Genomic DNA, 14,690 nt, shown 5'->3' with positions numbered 1-14,690 from the left:
GCCGGAGCCCGATACTCCAGTGATTTCACACAGCAAGCGACATGCCAATTTTTGAGGCAAGACTCTCCGGCTCTGGCTCCGATATTGCATCCGATACTGCATATGTCAGCCAGAGTGACGGGTCGGAAGCCGATGGCGCTGCTTTACCAAGCCTACCAGAACCACATGGACCTGACCGAACCCTGGCGCCAGGGCGCCGCGGCTGCGTTGCGCTATCTCAACCTGATCCCGTCGGGCCTCTCCAGCCGCGCGATGCGGCGGCTGTCGGCGGCGCTTGAATTGATCTCCCGTTCAGCCCTGACCTACGCCCGCCCCGCCTATGGCATCGACAGCGTCATGGTCGGCAATCGCGAGGTGGCCGTCACGGAAGAAGTGACGTTCAAGACCCCGTTCGGCTCGCTCTTGCACTTCAAGAAGGACGCCGCGCCGGAGCAGCCGCGCGTCCTGCTGGTGGCGCCGATGTCGGGCCATTTCGCCACATTGCTGCGGGGCACCGTCAAGACCCTGCTGCAGGACCACGACGTCTACATCACCGACTGGCACAATCCGCGCGACATCCCCCGCGACCATGGCAGGTTCGGACTGGAGGATTATACCGATCATCTGATCAGCTTCCTCGGCCAGCTCGGGCCACGCCCCCACATGATCGCGATCTGCCAGCCGTCCGTCTCGGCCCTCGCGGCGACCGCCGTGATGTGCGAGGACAACCACCCTTCACGCCCTGCGACCCTCACCTTGATGGCCGGACCGATCGATACGCGGATCCAGCCCACCAAGGTCAACGAGTTCGCCAAAAGCAAGCCGATCGGCTGGTTCGAGGACAATCTAATTCACTACGTGCCCTTCCAGTGCAGGGGTGCCTTCAGGAAGGTCTATCCTGGCTTCGTGCAGCTCACCGCCTTCGTGTCGATGAATCTCGAACGCCATGTGAAGCAGCACGTGGACCTGGCCAACCACCTTGCCAAGGGCGAGGTGGAGAAGGCCGAGATCATCAAGACGTTCTACGATGAATATTTTGCCGTCATGGACCTGCCGGCGGAGTTCTATATCGAGACGGTCCGTGACGTGTTCCAGGAGCATCTGTTGCCGCAGGGCAAACTGATGCACCGCGGCCGCCCTGTCGATCCGAAGGCCGTCCGGCGCATCGGCCTGATGACGGTCGAAGGCGAGCGCGACGACATCTGTGCGATTGGCCAGACGCTGGCCGCGCAGGACATCTGCACCAATGTGCGCGCCTATCGCCGCATACATCACATGCAGGCCGGCGTCGGGCATTATGGCGTGTTCAGCGGCAAGAAATGGAATAACGAGATCTATCCGCTGCTGCGCGACTTCGTTCACGTCAATTCGTAAGCCGCCCGCGGCTGCGTTGCAGCGTCGCTGAGGGCGTTTCACCGAACTTGCTGCGATAGGCGCCGGCCATGCGGCCGAGATGGGTGAAGCCGAGCTCGAAGGCCATGTCGATGATGCGCGCGTCCGGCGCGGCTGACAGCAACTGCGCGTTGAGCCGGGCCAGCCGGATGTCGAGCAGCATGTCGGAGATCGACATGCCGAAATGGCGACGGAAGCCGCCCTGCAGCGCGCGAATGCCGAGCCCGGCAGATGCCGCCAGGTGCGCCAAATCGAGCGGCTCGGCCGCATGCGCATCGAGCAGATCGCGAGCGGTGCGGACGGCCCGCGGCAGCGTGTCGACCTGACCCGAATGGAGCCTGATCGCCTCCGATAGCCCTGCGCTCGGCTGGTCGAACAGGATATTCAAGAGCGTTTCGCGCCAATTGGCGGCAGCGGCCGCCGGCAGCTTGCGCTCAGCGCCCAGACGTTCAGCAAGGTCGGCAAGCTCAACCATATGCGCCCGCAGCCGCGCACCGTGAGCGGCCGACAGTTCGACCGAGGGGTCGAACTCGACCGGCCGCACCGCGCGCCCCGACAGCGCCGCGGCCCGCTGCTCGACCAATGGCCGGTCGAGCAGAAGGATCAGCTGGGAGCAATCGTTCCAGACCATCCGGGTCGGCAAGGTCGGCGACAACAGGGAGGCTCTGTGCTCCGGTGCCGTCGCGACCTCGTTCGCGGCGGTGAAAACCCGCGCCGCGCCGGCCAGCGGCAGTTGGATCAGGAAGAAGCGGTCGAGGCAGCCGGGATCGATGGTCACCACTCCGCCATAGGCGACGTAGTTGATGGAAAAGCCGTCGAATGCCGCGCAATTATGCAGCGCGACGAAATCGCACGCAGCATCTGCCTGCGGCTGGAGCCCGTGCGGACAGAAAATGCGACCTATTTGTTCAGCCGCTTCATCGACATCGTGCGTTGCAACACGGCCATAGGCCGCAAGCCGCGGCGGCTGCGCAGCCAGGCTCAAACTGCGATCAGAGGCGGCATCTGCAGTCATGACCTACATCGCCCGTCGAATTCATTTGAAACCTATAATAATTAGCAGCTGGCGTCGAGGGATTCGTTTTCTGGATAGACACATCGCTGCGGCCGCCGGATCCTTCATGCGTGTGCAGGAAGGAGACACAGCATGATCACACTCGAAAAGGGCATCACGCGCGCCGGCACCGGCTATGCCGGCAAGACCTGGAACATCCTCGGTCAGCTCTACTTCCCCAAAGCCGTCACCGACTCCACCTTCGCGTTCGAGACCAACAGCGAGCCCGGTCAGTTCGTGCCGGTTCACGTCCATCCGACACAGGACGAATTCATCCTGGTGCAGGAGGGCGTGCTCGACCTCAAGCTCGATGGCGTCTGGGTCAAGGCGCATGCTGGGGATCTGGTGCGGATGCCGCGCGGCATTCCTCATGGCTACTTCAACAAATCCGACAAGCCGGCGCGCGCGCTGTTCTGGGTGTCGCCGATGCAGAAGCTCGAGGCGCTCTTCAACATGCTGGACAATCTCGCCGATCCGGCCGAGGTGGTGCGGATTTCGGCCGAGCATGAGGTCAACTTCCTGCCGCCGGAGGCCAATGACTAATCAGCCGCGGCGGCTGCGAACATCGCGCACGTAACAGATCGAGCGGTCGCAGAAGGCTTCATCGATCGGGCGTGACCGGTGCGACCTGCCCAAGCGGATGATCGCAGCGGCGGTCCGCACGGCGTGTCATCGGCGAGCTCAGTCTCGCTCTCGTTTCGGCGCCGACCTCCCGGGGTGAGGCAGGCATCGGCGCCGCATGCTTGGTCGCGCCGGGCGACCAACGTCAGCTCATTCCTTTCAACGGGCGAGTCTCGCGTGGCAGACGAACGCTGCCCGCACGCGGCTATGCTCATGCCAGCAGGAGATCTCATGATTGCTCGAAAGAATGTCTGCGTGATCGGTGCCGGCGTCTCCGGCCTCGCAGCGGCAAAGGCGTTCAAGGCGCGCGGCCACGACGTCACCATCATCGAACGAAGCGCCGATCTCGGCGGCGTCTGGGAGCCGGCCCGCTCCTATCCCGACGTCCAGACCCAAAGCCCCAAGGAGCTCTATCGCTACACCGACAAGGCGATGCCCGATGCCTATCCGGAATGGCCGAAGGGGCCGCAGGTCTACGCCTACCTGGCCGACTATGCGAGGAGCCACGATCTGACGCGCCTGACGCGGCTGAACACCACCGTCCGGTCGATGCAGCGCCGCGCCGACGGAAAACCGGGCTGGACGCTCGATCTTGAGACCGGAGATGGCGCGCGGCGCGAAGATTTCGATTTCGTGGCCGTCTGCACCGGGCAGTTCAATGAGCCGCAAACGCTGTCGCTTCCGGGCGAGGATCAGTTCAAGGCCGCCGGCGGCGCGATCATGCACTCCTCGAAATACAATGACGCCACCCTCGCCAAGGGCCGCAACATCGTCGTGCTCGGCGGCTCGAAATCCGCCACTGACATCGCGGTCAACGCGGTACGCTCGGGCGCGCGTTCGGTGACGATCGTGTTTCGCGAGCCGGTCTGGCGCATTCCCTATTTCATCGGCGGTCTGATCAACTTCAAGCGCATCCTGTACATTCGCGCACAGGAGCAGATGTTCGCGAGTTGGGGCATCGGCCCGCTCTCGCGGCTCGCACATATGTTGGCGAAGCCATTCGTCTGGGCCAATTGGCGTGGCCTCGAGAGCCTGCTCAAGGCACAGCTGAAGCTCGGCAAATGCAACATGGTGCCGAAGGAGAGGATCGAGGACGGCGTCAACTGCTCGGTGCCGATCGCGACCCCCGACTTCTATCCGATGGTCGCCGATGGCCGCATCAAGGCGGTGCTCGGAACGTTCGATCACTACGAGCCGAACACGATCGTGGCGAGCGGCGGCGAGCGGATCGCGGCGGACGTCGCCATCCTTGCCATCGGCTACAAGCTCGGCGTTCCCTTCTTGTCGGACACTGATCGCGCCAAGCTTGTCGATCCGGACGGACAGTACCGACTCTATCGGCTGATCGCCAATCCCGACCTCCCCGACATGGGCTTTGTCGGCTTCAATTCGAGCTTCTGCACCGTGCTCTGCGCCGACATGGCGGCCCATTGGCTGGTGCGTTACGCCGACAGGCAGCTGGCCCGGCAGCCGAGCGATCGCGAGATGCGCGACAACATCGAGATGATGCTGCGCTTCAAGCGGGTCGAACGGCCAGCGGCTGGCGTGTATGGCGGGCTATGCGTCGCGCCGTATCACTTCAAGCATTTCGACGAGCTGCTCGCCGATATCGGCGCGACGCGCAGGAAGAGAAGTGCCCTGGCCGAGATGTTCACGCCTCCCGACGCGGACGCCTATGGTGACTTCCTGGCCTCCGCCCCCGTCTACCAGGCCGGCTGAACCGCGGGATGGCGGATGACGCCCGCCACATGGCAACCATGGCGATGCCACGCGCAGGACTGATTGCTGAACGACGGCCCATCCTGCCGCCGCCTCGCGTCCGGCCCGCGCCGGACGCCCGTCGGCCCGGCATCTAGCCTTCTCGCCGCAGCCGAGCTATCCAGGGCGCCCTCGGCCGCCAGCCGTCTGCCCCGGAGCCTACCATGACCTTCTCGACCCGCCTGCGCTTGTTCGGTCTCACCCTCTCGGCCGCGATCCTGCTGTCCACCGCGACCCAGGCTGCGGAGATCCACGTCATGATCTCCGGCGGCATGACCGCCGCCTTCAAGTCGCTGGTGCCGGAGTTCGAGCGGCGCTCTGGCCACAAGGTCGATATCGCCTATGGGCCGTCGATGGGGACGACGGCGAATGCGATACCGGTCCGCCTCGAGCGCGGCGAGCCGGCCGATGTCTTGATCATGGTCGGCTATGCGCTCAGCGACCTCACCACCAAGGGCAAGGTGATGCCCGACAGTCTTGTCGAGCTCGCCAACTCGCCGATCGGTGTCGCAGTGAAGTCGGGCACCCCACATCCCGACATTTCGAACGCCGATGCCGTCAAGCGCATGCTGATCGCCGCCAAGACCATCGCTTATTCGGACAGCGCCAGCGGCGTCTACGTCTCCACCGAGATGTTCGACAAGCTCGGCATCCGGGAGGAGATGAAGGGCAAAGCGCGGATGATACCGGCGACCCCGGTCGGCGAGATCGTGGCCCAGGGCGAAGCCGAAATCGGCTTTCAGCAGATCAGCGAGCTGAAGCCGGTGAAGGGCATCGACATCGTCGGACCGCTGCCGGCGGGCCTGCAGAAGATCACCGTGTTCTCGGCGGGCATCGCCACCAACGCCAGGGAGCCGGAGGCGGGCAAGGCGCTGATCAAGTTCCTGAGCTCACCGGATGCGCGCAAGACCATCGTGGAGAGCGGGCTCGATCCGATCGTGAGGAAAGCGCCGAACTGAGCTATCATTTGCTGTCTCTCCCTGCTGGGGGCAGGGAGAGCGCAATCTGGACGATGAGCCCGGTCCGGCGGGGATGCTCACTGCGTGAACAGCGTCGATTCGCTCAGATTGTTGGCGCCGTAGGCCTTCTTGAGCAGACCATTTGCTTTTGCGTCCATCATGAACTTGGTCACGAAGGCCTGCGATTGCGGGTGTTTGAGCGGGACCGCGACGGCCGTGTCCGTCTTCTTGAAGGTGTCGCTGAGCACCTTGGTGCCCGGGATTTGCTTGGCAAGGATCGTGAGTTGATCGCGGGCCAGCGCCAGCGCATCGATCTCGCCGGCCGACAGCAGCGCGTGGACCTCGTCGTAGGATTTGAACCCGGTCACCGTCGCCTTTTTCATCAACCCCTTCGTCGCCCGCAGTACGGTCGTGTCGTTGATCGCGGCAACCTCATGGCCGGCCTGGTCGAGTGCAGCGATGTTCGGAATGTCGAGCCCGGCGCGGATGATGAACGTCGTATCGACGGAGTCGTAGACGGGGCCGAATGAGAGCTTGCTCTCACGCTCGGCGTCCTTGGGAATGAAGGTGACATCCCAGGCGCCCTGTGCGGCATCCTCGACGATCGCGTTCGCGTTCGGATGTTCGACGAACTCGACCGGCACGCCGGCCTGGGCGGCCATCGCCTTGCCCAGTTCAACAGGCACCCCCGTATATCCACTGTCGGATTTGACGCACCAGAACGCCCCGCCCGCCGGGCCCACCGCCACAGCCACGCGCAGCTTGCCGGTCGGCGCGATCTCCTCCTTCAAACTGGCCGCATCAGCGCCGTTGCTGAACAACGCAAATACCGCAGCGATCAGCGCTGCATTGCGCAGCCAGTGCCACTTCAACATGGCCCTCTCCCATCGAATTGCATAGGTGGATCCGGGCGGCACCTTGCGGGGAGCAATGTTAAATACAGCTTACTTTGCTTAGGCAAAGCATCACGCGACGCGCAAAACTTGCGCGTCGTCATGTCCGTTTCGAATTAGCCCATATCGAAAACCGATTAAACCCGGCTTAAACGCAGCGCCGAACCCTGACGCCGTTCACCACCACGGTCCGGCAAGCAACGGCGGCAACCGGCGGTTTCCGCACGACAACGGCGCCGGCCGCACCGGCACAGCCGGCACGGACGACGCCGCGCGCGCACACGACGGCATGGACATCCGACATTGATACGAACGGCATCAATGTCAGGACGAACAGGCCGCACAGACTGGAAAAAGCGATACGTGAGAAAATGGTGCGCATGTCGAACTCCCGATCGTCGTCATTGATAGGTCAAATATCCGCCGGAGATTTGCCGGGGTGGCGGGGCTTGGCAACTGTAACAAATTGGGTGGATCGAAACGGCTGGATGGTGTTGCGCATGGGTCAACCGCGCTGCCGGCGACCTCCTCCGCTACCGGTTGGCGGCGAATTCGGCCAGCATCCCCCGGCACCCGGCCGATAGCGCGCCGGCATTGGCGGCCAGGCACTGCGCAACGCGGCCGCCGCCGGCCGCAATACCGCTGCAAAATGCGCGCGCATCCGCGCCACACGCCGCCCTCATGATCCGCAATTCCTGCAGCGGCCGAAGCGGCCGCAGCACCATGGCCGGTACGGCTGCCGCGGCGGCGGGAGTGGTCGCTGGCGGCACCGCCGCCGGCCGTGTATTCCCGGGCGCGGTCGCCGTGGGCTTCGCCGCCGATCCGCCGGGCGTGGTCGGCTCTGGCTTCGCGGCGGGCTTCGACGGCGGCTCGGATCTGGTGGCCGAGACGGGCTGCGCGGGCTGGGCCGGCGTCACCGGTTGCGCGACAGGTCTGGCCGTTTCGACAGCGGGCCTGCTTGCTTCGGTTTCCGGCGGCTTGCTCACGACCGGCGCGGACGCCGGCTTGGCCTCGGCAGCAGGCTTGACGTCGGCAGGAGGCTTCGTCTCCGCGGCGGGTTCGAGCGCCTTGACGGCGGTCTGACAAGGGCCCGACAGACCCGCGATGTTCTTCTGCAGGCATTGGAAGGCCGCGGCGCCACCGGGCGGAACGCTCGCGCATTTCGCCATGTAGTCCGAGCGGCAAGCCGATTTGATCGCGCTGCGCTGCGCGTCGGTCTGCGCGAGCGCCGGCGTCGCGACAACGCCCGCTGCGGCCGCCAGGCCGAGCACGCGAGTCCATCCGTGACGATTGATCATCCGTCGATCCTCAATGACATTGGGTTTAATCCTTAGGTCACGACTAAACGGGCAGGCCTGCGACTAATAATGATGTTAGTATGCGCGTCTGTTCTGACAGGTACCCGCCCCACCGGTGGCGCAAGCTGCGGCGGCGACGGGCGCATGGCAATTATGACATTTTGGGCGGATCGGCACCAGCCCTGCTTTCTCGGGGCACATGCGTGTTGCGCTGCCGTTGCTGCTTAGCGGCTTACGACCGGTGCGAGGCCAGGCGATCACCGTGCAGCCTGCGGAGTGAGCCCAGTGCCGCACCGCATCCTCATTCCGCCGGCGACACGCGCAAGGCCGGCTGCGCCGCCGGAAGCTCCGGCGGCAGGATCAGGGCGGCGACGATCGCGACCAGGGCCAGCGCGGCGAAGGCCTGCAGCATGGTGACGAAGCCGCCGCGCTCATACAGCCAGGCAACCAGGCCGACCGAGGCGCCGGCCGCGGTGAAGCCGACGAAATAGCGCACAGCATAAGCGCGCGAACGCCACTCTTCCGCAGTGTATTTGCCGACCATCGCGTCGTTGACGGTGACCTGGCCGAACGCGCCCATCACGATACCGATCGAGGCCAGGATCAGCGTCCAGTCGCGGGCATCGGCGGCGAGATACAGCAGCGGCGCCAGCACCAGCGACAGCGGCAGCGCGACAGCCTTCAACGTGTGACGATCGAGCAATCGCCCGATCGTATACTGCGTCAGCGCGCCGAACACGTAGACGCAAGCCGCGATCAATCCGAGCAGCGCCGGGCTCTGCGTCAGCCCAGCCAGCCGTTCCGCAAACAGCTTTGGCAGCGCCACGGTGATCGCGTTGAAGGTCGTGGAGATCGCCACCACCACCAGCAACAGCGCCAGCACCACGCGCCACATCTGATCGCGCGCGACGCGGGCCTGCGCCGCCGCCTGCTTCGAACCCCTGCGGTCCTCATGCGCGACCAGCATCGCAAAGGCCACGCCGAGGCCGACCGTGATGACTCCGGGCACGATGAACGCGAAGCGCCAGCCGAGATATTGCCCCACGACACCCGTGACCAGCGCCGACGACGCCACGCCGAGATTGCCGAAAACGCCGTTCAGCCCCATGTCGCGGCCGAGCCGGTCGGCATAGGAGACGAGCATCGCGGTTCCCACCGGATGATAGATCGAGGCGAACAGGCCGATGGCGAACAGCGCCGCGCCGAGCTGCCAGGGCGTCTGTACCAGGCCGACCGAGATCATCGACAGGCCGATGCCGAGATAGAAGATCAGTATCATGTGCCGCCGGCTCCAGCGGTCGCCGAGCCAGCCGGTGAGAAGCGCGCCGGCGCCGAAGGCGACAAAGCCGGGCGTCGCATAGGGCAGCAGCTCCGCATAGGCCATGCCGAGCGCCGGCCCCATGATGATGACTGCAGCCGCGAAGATCAGCATCGCGTAATGGTCGACGAAATGGGCGACGTTGACGAAGCCGATCACGCGGCGGGGGTTGTTCATGCGCAGATCCTCGATTCCCGGACAAATCGGTTATACTGGCTCGCCCCAACGAGAAGGCGCCAATGACCATCGTGGACACGCCATTGAAGGCGCTCGGCGCCGACCGAATGACGACCGAGCCCGGCGTCCACCTGATCGCACGCCTCTATCACAAGGGCGCGCGGCTCGATCCGCACATGCACCGCGAGTCGCAGCTGATCTACGCATCGCGCGGCACGATGCAGGTGACGACGCCGCAGGGCCGCTGGCTGGTGCCGCCCGATCGCGCGGTCTGGGTTCCCGCACGCCATGCCCACGCCATCGATATGCTGGCCGACAGCCAGATGCGCACGCTCTATTTCGAGCTCGACTGGCTCAGGCAGGCGGCACGCGGTCTGCGGCTCGACCGCGAGTTCGTGGTGCAGGTGTCGCCGCTGCTGCATCAGGCGATCCTGGCGCTGTTCGCTCCCGACGGCGGCGCCGAGCGCGCCGCGCTGCTGGTGCGGCTGGCGCTGCTCGAACTGCGCCGCGCCGAGGATTCCTCGACCTTCATCCCCCTGCCGCAGGATCCGCGCGCGCGGCGTGCCGCCCTGCTCGTCCTCGCCTCGCCCGCGACCGAGGAGGATCTCGCGACCCTGGCGAGCATGGTCGGGAGCTCGGCCCGCACTCTGTCGCGGCTGTTCGCGGCGGAGACGCGGCTGAGTTTCAAGGCGTGGTGCCAGCGCGCCCGGATCGCCGCCGCGATCGAGCGCCTGTCGACCGACCGTCATCTGTCCGTCAAGCAGCTCGCCGCCGATCTCGGCTATGCCAGCGTGCCGGCGTTCTCGCATGCGTTCCGGCAGGTGACCGGCCGGACGCCGACAGACTTCGCCGAGCAGTCCGGCGCATGACCTGCGCGCATCATGGGCGCATGCGCGCGGTGACGACGGCGTTGACGATTTGTTATGGTTGAATGTCGCCATCTTTGCCATAAATCCATGTAACATGACCGCCATCGCTGTGCGGGGATTCGACTGAGACCAGATGGCCAACGCGTTTTTCACTGACCTGATCACCACGATTTCCGAGCGCGGCCGGACGCTGCTGCGCGGCGGCAGCGCCCCGGTCGACAAGCACGATGCGACGAGTCTCGCGGAGCTGTGCGAGGCGCTGGTGTCCGGCGCCGGCGAAGCCTCGGGCACGGCGATGGCCCGCGACGTGCTCGACGGCTATCACGATCTCGATGCCGAGGGTCGCAAGGCGTTCTTCACCGCTTTGGTGCACGATTTCGGTCCCGACAAGACCAGGCTCGCCAAGGCGATCGAGGATTGGCGCGCGGCGCCCTCGGACGAAGGCGCGAGCGCGCTGCATTTCGCCTCGGAGCCGCGGCGGCAGGAGCTGATCCGCCGCCTCAACCGCGCGCCGGGCGGCACGCCCGAACTGGTCGCGATGCGCACCGATCTCCTGGATCTCCTGAAGGCGAATCCGGAACTCGCCGCGCTCGATCGCGACATCGTGCATCTCTTGAGTTCGTGGTTCAACAGGGGGTTTCTCGTGCTGCGCAAGATCGACTGGTCGACGCCGGCGAACATCTTGGAGCAGATCATCCGCTACGAGGCGGTGCACGAAATCCATGACTGGGATGATCTGCGCCGCCGCATCGATCCGGTCGATCGCCGCTGCTACGCGTTCTTCCATCCGGCGATGCCGGATGCGCCGCTGATCTTCGTCGAGATCGCGCTGACGGAAGCCATCCCCGGCGCGATCGCGCCGCTGCTCGCGGTCGACCGCCCGCCGGTGCCGGCCGATCGCGCCCGCACCGCGGTGTTCTATTCGATCTCCAACACCCAGCGCGGCCTCGGCGGCATCTCGTTCGGCAACTTCCTGATAAAGCAGGTCGTCGAGGAGCTCAGGCGCGAGCTGCCGAAGCTCGACACCTTCGTCACCTTGTCGCCGGTGCCGGGCTTCATGGGCTGGCTGAAATCCACCAGCGATGCGACCGAAGAGGATCGCAACGTGCTCAAGCTCCTGAACGAGCCGCGCTGGATCGAAGACGCCGAGATGACCGCCGAGCTGCGCACCGTGATCGAGCCGCTTGCCGCGCACTACTTCCTCAAGGCGCGCACGGCGAAGGGCAGGCTGATCGATCCCGTCGCGCGCTTCCACCTCGGCAACGGCGCGCGCCTCGAGCGTATCAACTGGCTCGGCGACCTCTCCGCCAAGGGCCAGCGCGAGTCGGCGACTGTCATGGTGAACTACCTCTATCGTCTCGAGGACATCGAGAAGAACCACGAGGCCTATGCCAATGACGGCGAGGTTGTCGCCTCAAGCGCCGTGAAGAAGCTGCTGCGCGGCGAGGGCCGGCGGCTGCTGGACATGAGGTTGTCGTCGTAGGTGAAGCGCGGGCGCTTTCAATCGCGCCCGTCATCGTCGCGTCGACTTCAAGCCTATTGCCTCCGGGGCAAGCCGCCCGCTCCAAACTCCGTCATTGCGAGGAGCGAAGCGACGAAGCAATCCAGAGTTACGTGCGCGACTCTGGATTGCTTCGCTCGCAATGACGCTGGTCAGAGACTGTGCTGACGCCAAGAACGCCGGGATCCATACCCCCCGGAAGTCATTCGAGGCAGGCTCGTCATGACCTGCTCGCACGCCACATCCGCCGCAGCGTACGGGTCCCGGGCCGGCGCTGTGACGCGCGCAGCGCGGCACGGCTTGCCCGGGACGACACTGTGGGGGAACCGCTTTCACATCTCAAACAGCTGGGGGACGTGCGACCGCGCTCTCGCGGCGCTTCACGCCCGAGTGCTGCATCACTCATATCCCTCCGATCGAAACAGAGGGCGCAGGGAAGACCGGGTGCTGGCCGCAACCCATGGCCCCCGTGCGTGAGAAAATGCACGGGGCAGGAACCACAGGTACGACCGGTGCATCCGGCCTTCCCTGCGCGATGGTTTGAACGGTGTCCTTCGTGCTCTCCCTGGGGATCGGCTCTTTTGCCCCCATCGCCCGCGCGTGCCGTCAAGCAACGACCACGGGCTTGACCTCAGCGTCGAGAGGTCAGGACCACACGACTTCTCCGTCCGTGCCGACGCCGGTCGTCTGCCGACATCCTCACGGCCACCGCATCCCTGCCCCGACGTTCGTGACGACGCGTACGCCCCTTGTGTGATGAGGCAGGACGCGCGCAGTATTGCTGATTTTCAGAATTTGTCAAACCGAAGATTCAGGCCGTTCACGACGCCCCATCGGGACGCCGTGCAACAGCAAATTCACGACGTCTTCGCCTCCACGTGCCGTTTGAAATTGTCGAGAATGGCCTGCCAGCCTTGCTGCTGCTGCTCGACCGGGTGCATCGTTTCCGGATCGAAGACCACGCGAACGACGACGCCGTTCGGACCGGGCTCGAAATGGACCTCGGCCTTGCGGTCGCCGAAAGCGTAGGCGATCAGCTTGTGTTCCGCGATCTTCGTGTAGGTGCCGGCGAAGTCGAAGCCCATGCTGCCGTCCTTGGCCTCCATCCGCGACGAGAACGCGCCGCCTTCTCTGAGATCGACCGCGGCCTTGGTCGTATGCCAGTCGTCGGACGCGGCGTTCCACTTCACGATGTCCGCCGGCGTCGTATAGGCGCGCCAGACCTGATCGATCGGGGCTGCGACGGCGGTTTCGACGGTGATCCGCATGACCATTGCTCCTTGGTTCGATTTGACGGCCCGCTGCAGACGTGCAGGAGTTTGTGCTCGAAGGACGATACAGACTGGCAGATCCCGACAGACCGTAGAACAATCTGGCCTCCGGGGGCGCAGCGCGCATCGCCGGCGGGAACCGCGATGCAAGCGTCATTCATCGCCTTCGGAGCCCTGGTGAGTGGGCCGCCCTTAGCGCGGCCGTTCTCAGCTAGCGCTGCTCGCAGACGGCTTTTTTGCCCTAAGTTTCGCGATAGGAGCCGTTCTCCCGGACTGGAGCATCCGCAGGAGGCGACTAAACTAAATTCACGATTCGCAAAGGAAAGAACGCCGATGGTGGCTCGCCGGCACCACTTCTTACCTCAATGCTATCTAAGGGGCTTTAGCCGATCGAAGAAGCGCGGCAAAACGCACCAGGTTGTCACATTTGACAGGAGCGGAAAGTCGTTCACGTCTAACATTCTGAATATTGCTGTTGAGCAAGACTTCAACCGCGTGGAAATAGAAGGGCACGCACCAGACGCATTCGAGCAGATTATGGCAACTTTTGAAGGCCAACTTGCTCCTGCTATTACGAGAGTGCTCCAAGCTCAAAACATCAGAAATAGCGAAGACCGAGCTATTCTGCTGAATTTTATCGGCCTGATTGCAATACGCAACCCGCGATTTCGCGAGAGTTTCCGCGACTTCAACGAGCAGATAATGGACAGAGTAATGGATCTCGCCACAGCCACCCCTGATAGGTGGGAAGGACAGCTAAAACGCATGAGGGAGAACGGCTACCTCAAAGAGGGGTCCGCCAACGTCACATACGAACAAATGAGAGATCTTGTTGAAAGGAAAGCTCATCGGATCGAGCTTAATAACACTTTCAATATCTCTAGCGAATTGAAAGGCTTTGATGCCATTCTGCCAACCTTGTTCAACAGGAAGTGGGTTAGCCTAACCCCTCCAAGCGATTCAAGTGGCTTTATCACCTCGGATCATCCCGTCTGCTTGATGTTTTCTGACCCGAGCATGCGCGGAGGCGTAATTGGGCCAGGCCATGGCCTGCGCGGAACTGAGATCATCTTTCCCGTCGGAAAACGCCTAGCTCTTGTCGGCGCGTTCGAACTCGAGGAGGATGAGATTCAACTGACCGAGGAAAATGTTGCCGGTGTGAACGGCGCAATCGTCGCTTACGCCGAGCGGCAGGTTTACGCACATGACACAGGATTCACCTACTCTCGCAGTTATACGGAGAAGCCGCGACGAGGAGCAGATCTAGTGAATGACCTTCTATTCCGCCGCAAAAAGTGAGGACGTCAGCAACTCGAAAGCAACGACTCGGCTCCATTTTTTGCACACCGATTACCAAGCTATTCCTTTTAGGCCCGCTATGAAGCTCGGATACTCTGAATTTTCCTTCGGTTACGCCTTTACAGAGAACTTGATTCGCTCCTCGCCTTTGTCGCCGAGCGGCGCCCCCGTTTTTCCGAACCTCGTCCAAGAAGCGGATCTTGGCTATGATGTTCGCATCGATCTTCCTGGTCTACCCTGGTTCTTTCAATACAAGCTACCTGCAGTGAGACCGAACTTTGGACCACCCATAACTAGAGTT

General features: G+C 63.7%; 14 protein-coding genes. 8 read left to right on the top strand and 6 right to left on the bottom strand.

Going from position 1 to position 14,690, the window contains the following annotated elements:
• The first annotated feature begins 132 nt into the window (after positions 1–132).
• On the top strand, positions 133–1,353 hold the full coding sequence (locus tag HL671_RS30215) for a polyhydroxyalkanoate depolymerase (RefSeq protein ID WP_172241413.1): 1,221 nt from the start codon (positions 133–135) through the stop codon (positions 1,351–1,353).
• Here HL671_RS30215 and HL671_RS30210 read toward each other — a convergent pair.
• The gene (locus HL671_RS30210) at positions 1,343–2,386 is read right to left on the bottom strand and encodes an AraC family transcriptional regulator (RefSeq protein WP_172241410.1); all 1,044 of its coding nucleotides are present in this window, start codon (positions 2,384–2,386) and stop codon (positions 1,343–1,345) included. The genes HL671_RS30215 and HL671_RS30210 overlap by 11 nt on opposite strands.
• 132 nt (positions 2,387–2,518) lie before the next feature.
• On the opposite strand from HL671_RS30210, the gene HL671_RS30205 reads away from it, so the two are divergent.
• The 3 genes from HL671_RS30205 to HL671_RS30195 all read left to right on the top strand — a co-directional run bounded on the left by HL671_RS30205 (position 2,519) and on the right by HL671_RS30195 (position 5,763).
• Complete coding sequence (locus HL671_RS30205) at positions 2,519–2,968, top strand: cupin domain-containing protein (RefSeq protein ID WP_012046148.1); 450 nt, start codon at positions 2,519–2,521, stop codon at positions 2,966–2,968.
• Between the two features lie 309 nt (positions 2,969–3,277).
• Positions 3,278–4,765, top strand: a complete 1,488-nt coding sequence (locus tag HL671_RS30200) for a flavin-containing monooxygenase (RefSeq protein ID WP_172241407.1) — start codon at positions 3,278–3,280, stop codon at positions 4,763–4,765.
• A 203-nt stretch (positions 4,766–4,968) separates the two neighbouring features.
• Positions 4,969–5,763, top strand: a complete 795-nt coding sequence (locus HL671_RS30195) for a substrate-binding domain-containing protein (RefSeq protein ID WP_012046150.1) — start codon at positions 4,969–4,971, stop codon at positions 5,761–5,763.
• A gap of 77 nt (positions 5,764–5,840) precedes the next feature.
• Here HL671_RS30195 and HL671_RS30190 read toward each other — a convergent pair whose 3' ends face one another.
• From HL671_RS30190 to HL671_RS30180, 4 genes are all read right to left on the bottom strand, one after another.
• On the bottom strand, positions 5,841–6,638 hold the full coding sequence (locus tag HL671_RS30190) for a transporter substrate-binding domain-containing protein (protein ID WP_172241404.1): 798 nt from the start codon (positions 6,636–6,638) through the stop codon (positions 5,841–5,843).
• Between the two features lie 166 nt (positions 6,639–6,804).
• Positions 6,805–7,038 (bottom strand): hypothetical protein, encoded by a 234-nt coding sequence (locus tag HL671_RS38570; protein ID WP_246579725.1) that lies wholly within the window; start codon positions 7,036–7,038, stop codon positions 6,805–6,807.
• Positions 7,039–7,189: 151 nt separating this feature from the next.
• Complete coding sequence (locus HL671_RS30185; protein ID WP_307769049.1) at positions 7,190–7,927, bottom strand: hypothetical protein; 738 nt, start codon at positions 7,925–7,927, stop codon at positions 7,190–7,192.
• Between the two features lie 328 nt (positions 7,928–8,255).
• A complete protein-coding gene (locus HL671_RS30180) occupies positions 8,256–9,449 on the bottom strand; it encodes an MFS transporter (protein WP_172241398.1) in 1,194 nt (397 codons plus the stop codon).
• 62 nt (positions 9,450–9,511) lie between these two features.
• On the opposite strand from HL671_RS30180, the gene HL671_RS30175 reads away from it, so the two are divergent.
• Both HL671_RS30175 and HL671_RS30170 read left to right on the top strand, forming a co-directional pair.
• On the top strand, positions 9,512–10,318 hold the full coding sequence (locus tag HL671_RS30175; protein ID WP_012046155.1) for an AraC family transcriptional regulator: 807 nt from the start codon (positions 9,512–9,514) through the stop codon (positions 10,316–10,318).
• 133 nt (positions 10,319–10,451) lie between these two features.
• Complete coding sequence (locus HL671_RS30170; RefSeq protein WP_172241395.1) at positions 10,452–11,801, top strand: malonyl-CoA decarboxylase; 1,350 nt, start codon at positions 10,452–10,454, stop codon at positions 11,799–11,801.
• A gap of 875 nt (positions 11,802–12,676) precedes the next feature.
• Here HL671_RS30170 and HL671_RS30165 read toward each other — a convergent pair.
• Positions 12,677–13,087, bottom strand: a complete 411-nt coding sequence (locus HL671_RS30165; RefSeq protein ID WP_172241392.1) for an SRPBCC family protein — start codon at positions 13,085–13,087, stop codon at positions 12,677–12,679.
• A 336-nt stretch (positions 13,088–13,423) separates the two neighbouring features.
• On the opposite strand from HL671_RS30165, the gene HL671_RS30160 reads away from it, so the two are divergent.
• Complete coding sequence (locus tag HL671_RS30160) at positions 13,424–14,389, top strand: DUF4238 domain-containing protein (protein ID WP_172241389.1); 966 nt, start codon at positions 13,424–13,426, stop codon at positions 14,387–14,389.
• Positions 14,361–14,690 (top strand): hypothetical protein (locus HL671_RS38080; RefSeq protein ID WP_210264161.1); only part of this gene is annotated, 330 nt, incomplete at its 3' end. The genes HL671_RS30160 and HL671_RS38080, both read left to right, overlap by 29 nt.

It is taken from the genome of Bradyrhizobium denitrificans (assembly GCF_013179005.1).
Classification (GTDB): domain Bacteria; phylum Pseudomonadota; class Alphaproteobacteria; order Rhizobiales; family Xanthobacteraceae; genus Bradyrhizobium; species Bradyrhizobium denitrificans.
The sequence above is the reverse complement of the archived record's forward strand: the minus strand, read 5'-3'. Positions and strand labels throughout refer to the sequence as shown.

Excerpts from the sequence above, each read along its gene's own strand:
- HL671_RS30160 (WP_172241389.1), top strand. The coding sequence starts at position 13,424 with ATGGTGGCTCGCCGGCACCACTTCTTACCTCAATGCTATCTAAGGGGC.
- HL671_RS30215 (WP_172241413.1), top strand. The coding sequence starts at position 133 with ATGGCGCTGCTTTACCAAGCCTACCAGAACCACATGGACCTGACCGAA.
- HL671_RS30165 (WP_172241392.1), bottom strand. The coding sequence starts at position 13,087 with ATGCGGATCACCGTCGAAACCGCCGTCGCAGCCCCGATCGATCAGGTC.
- HL671_RS30195 (WP_012046150.1), top strand. The coding sequence starts at position 4,969 with ATGACCTTCTCGACCCGCCTGCGCTTGTTCGGTCTCACCCTCTCGGCC.
- HL671_RS30175 (WP_012046155.1), top strand. The coding sequence starts at position 9,512 with ATGACCATCGTGGACACGCCATTGAAGGCGCTCGGCGCCGACCGAATG.
- HL671_RS38570 (WP_246579725.1), bottom strand. The coding sequence starts at position 7,038 with ATGCGCACCATTTTCTCACGTATCGCTTTTTCCAGTCTGTGCGGCCTG.
- HL671_RS30180 (WP_172241398.1), bottom strand. The coding sequence starts at position 9,449 with ATGAACAACCCCCGCCGCGTGATCGGCTTCGTCAACGTCGCCCATTTC.
- HL671_RS30170 (WP_172241395.1), top strand. The coding sequence starts at position 10,452 with ATGGCCAACGCGTTTTTCACTGACCTGATCACCACGATTTCCGAGCGC.
- HL671_RS30190 (WP_172241404.1), bottom strand. The coding sequence starts at position 6,638 with ATGTTGAAGTGGCACTGGCTGCGCAATGCAGCGCTGATCGCTGCGGTA.
- HL671_RS30200 (WP_172241407.1), top strand. The coding sequence starts at position 3,278 with ATGATTGCTCGAAAGAATGTCTGCGTGATCGGTGCCGGCGTCTCCGGC.
- HL671_RS30210 (WP_172241410.1), bottom strand. The coding sequence starts at position 2,386 with ATGACTGCAGATGCCGCCTCTGATCGCAGTTTGAGCCTGGCTGCGCAG.
- HL671_RS30205 (WP_012046148.1), top strand. The coding sequence starts at position 2,519 with ATGATCACACTCGAAAAGGGCATCACGCGCGCCGGCACCGGCTATGCC.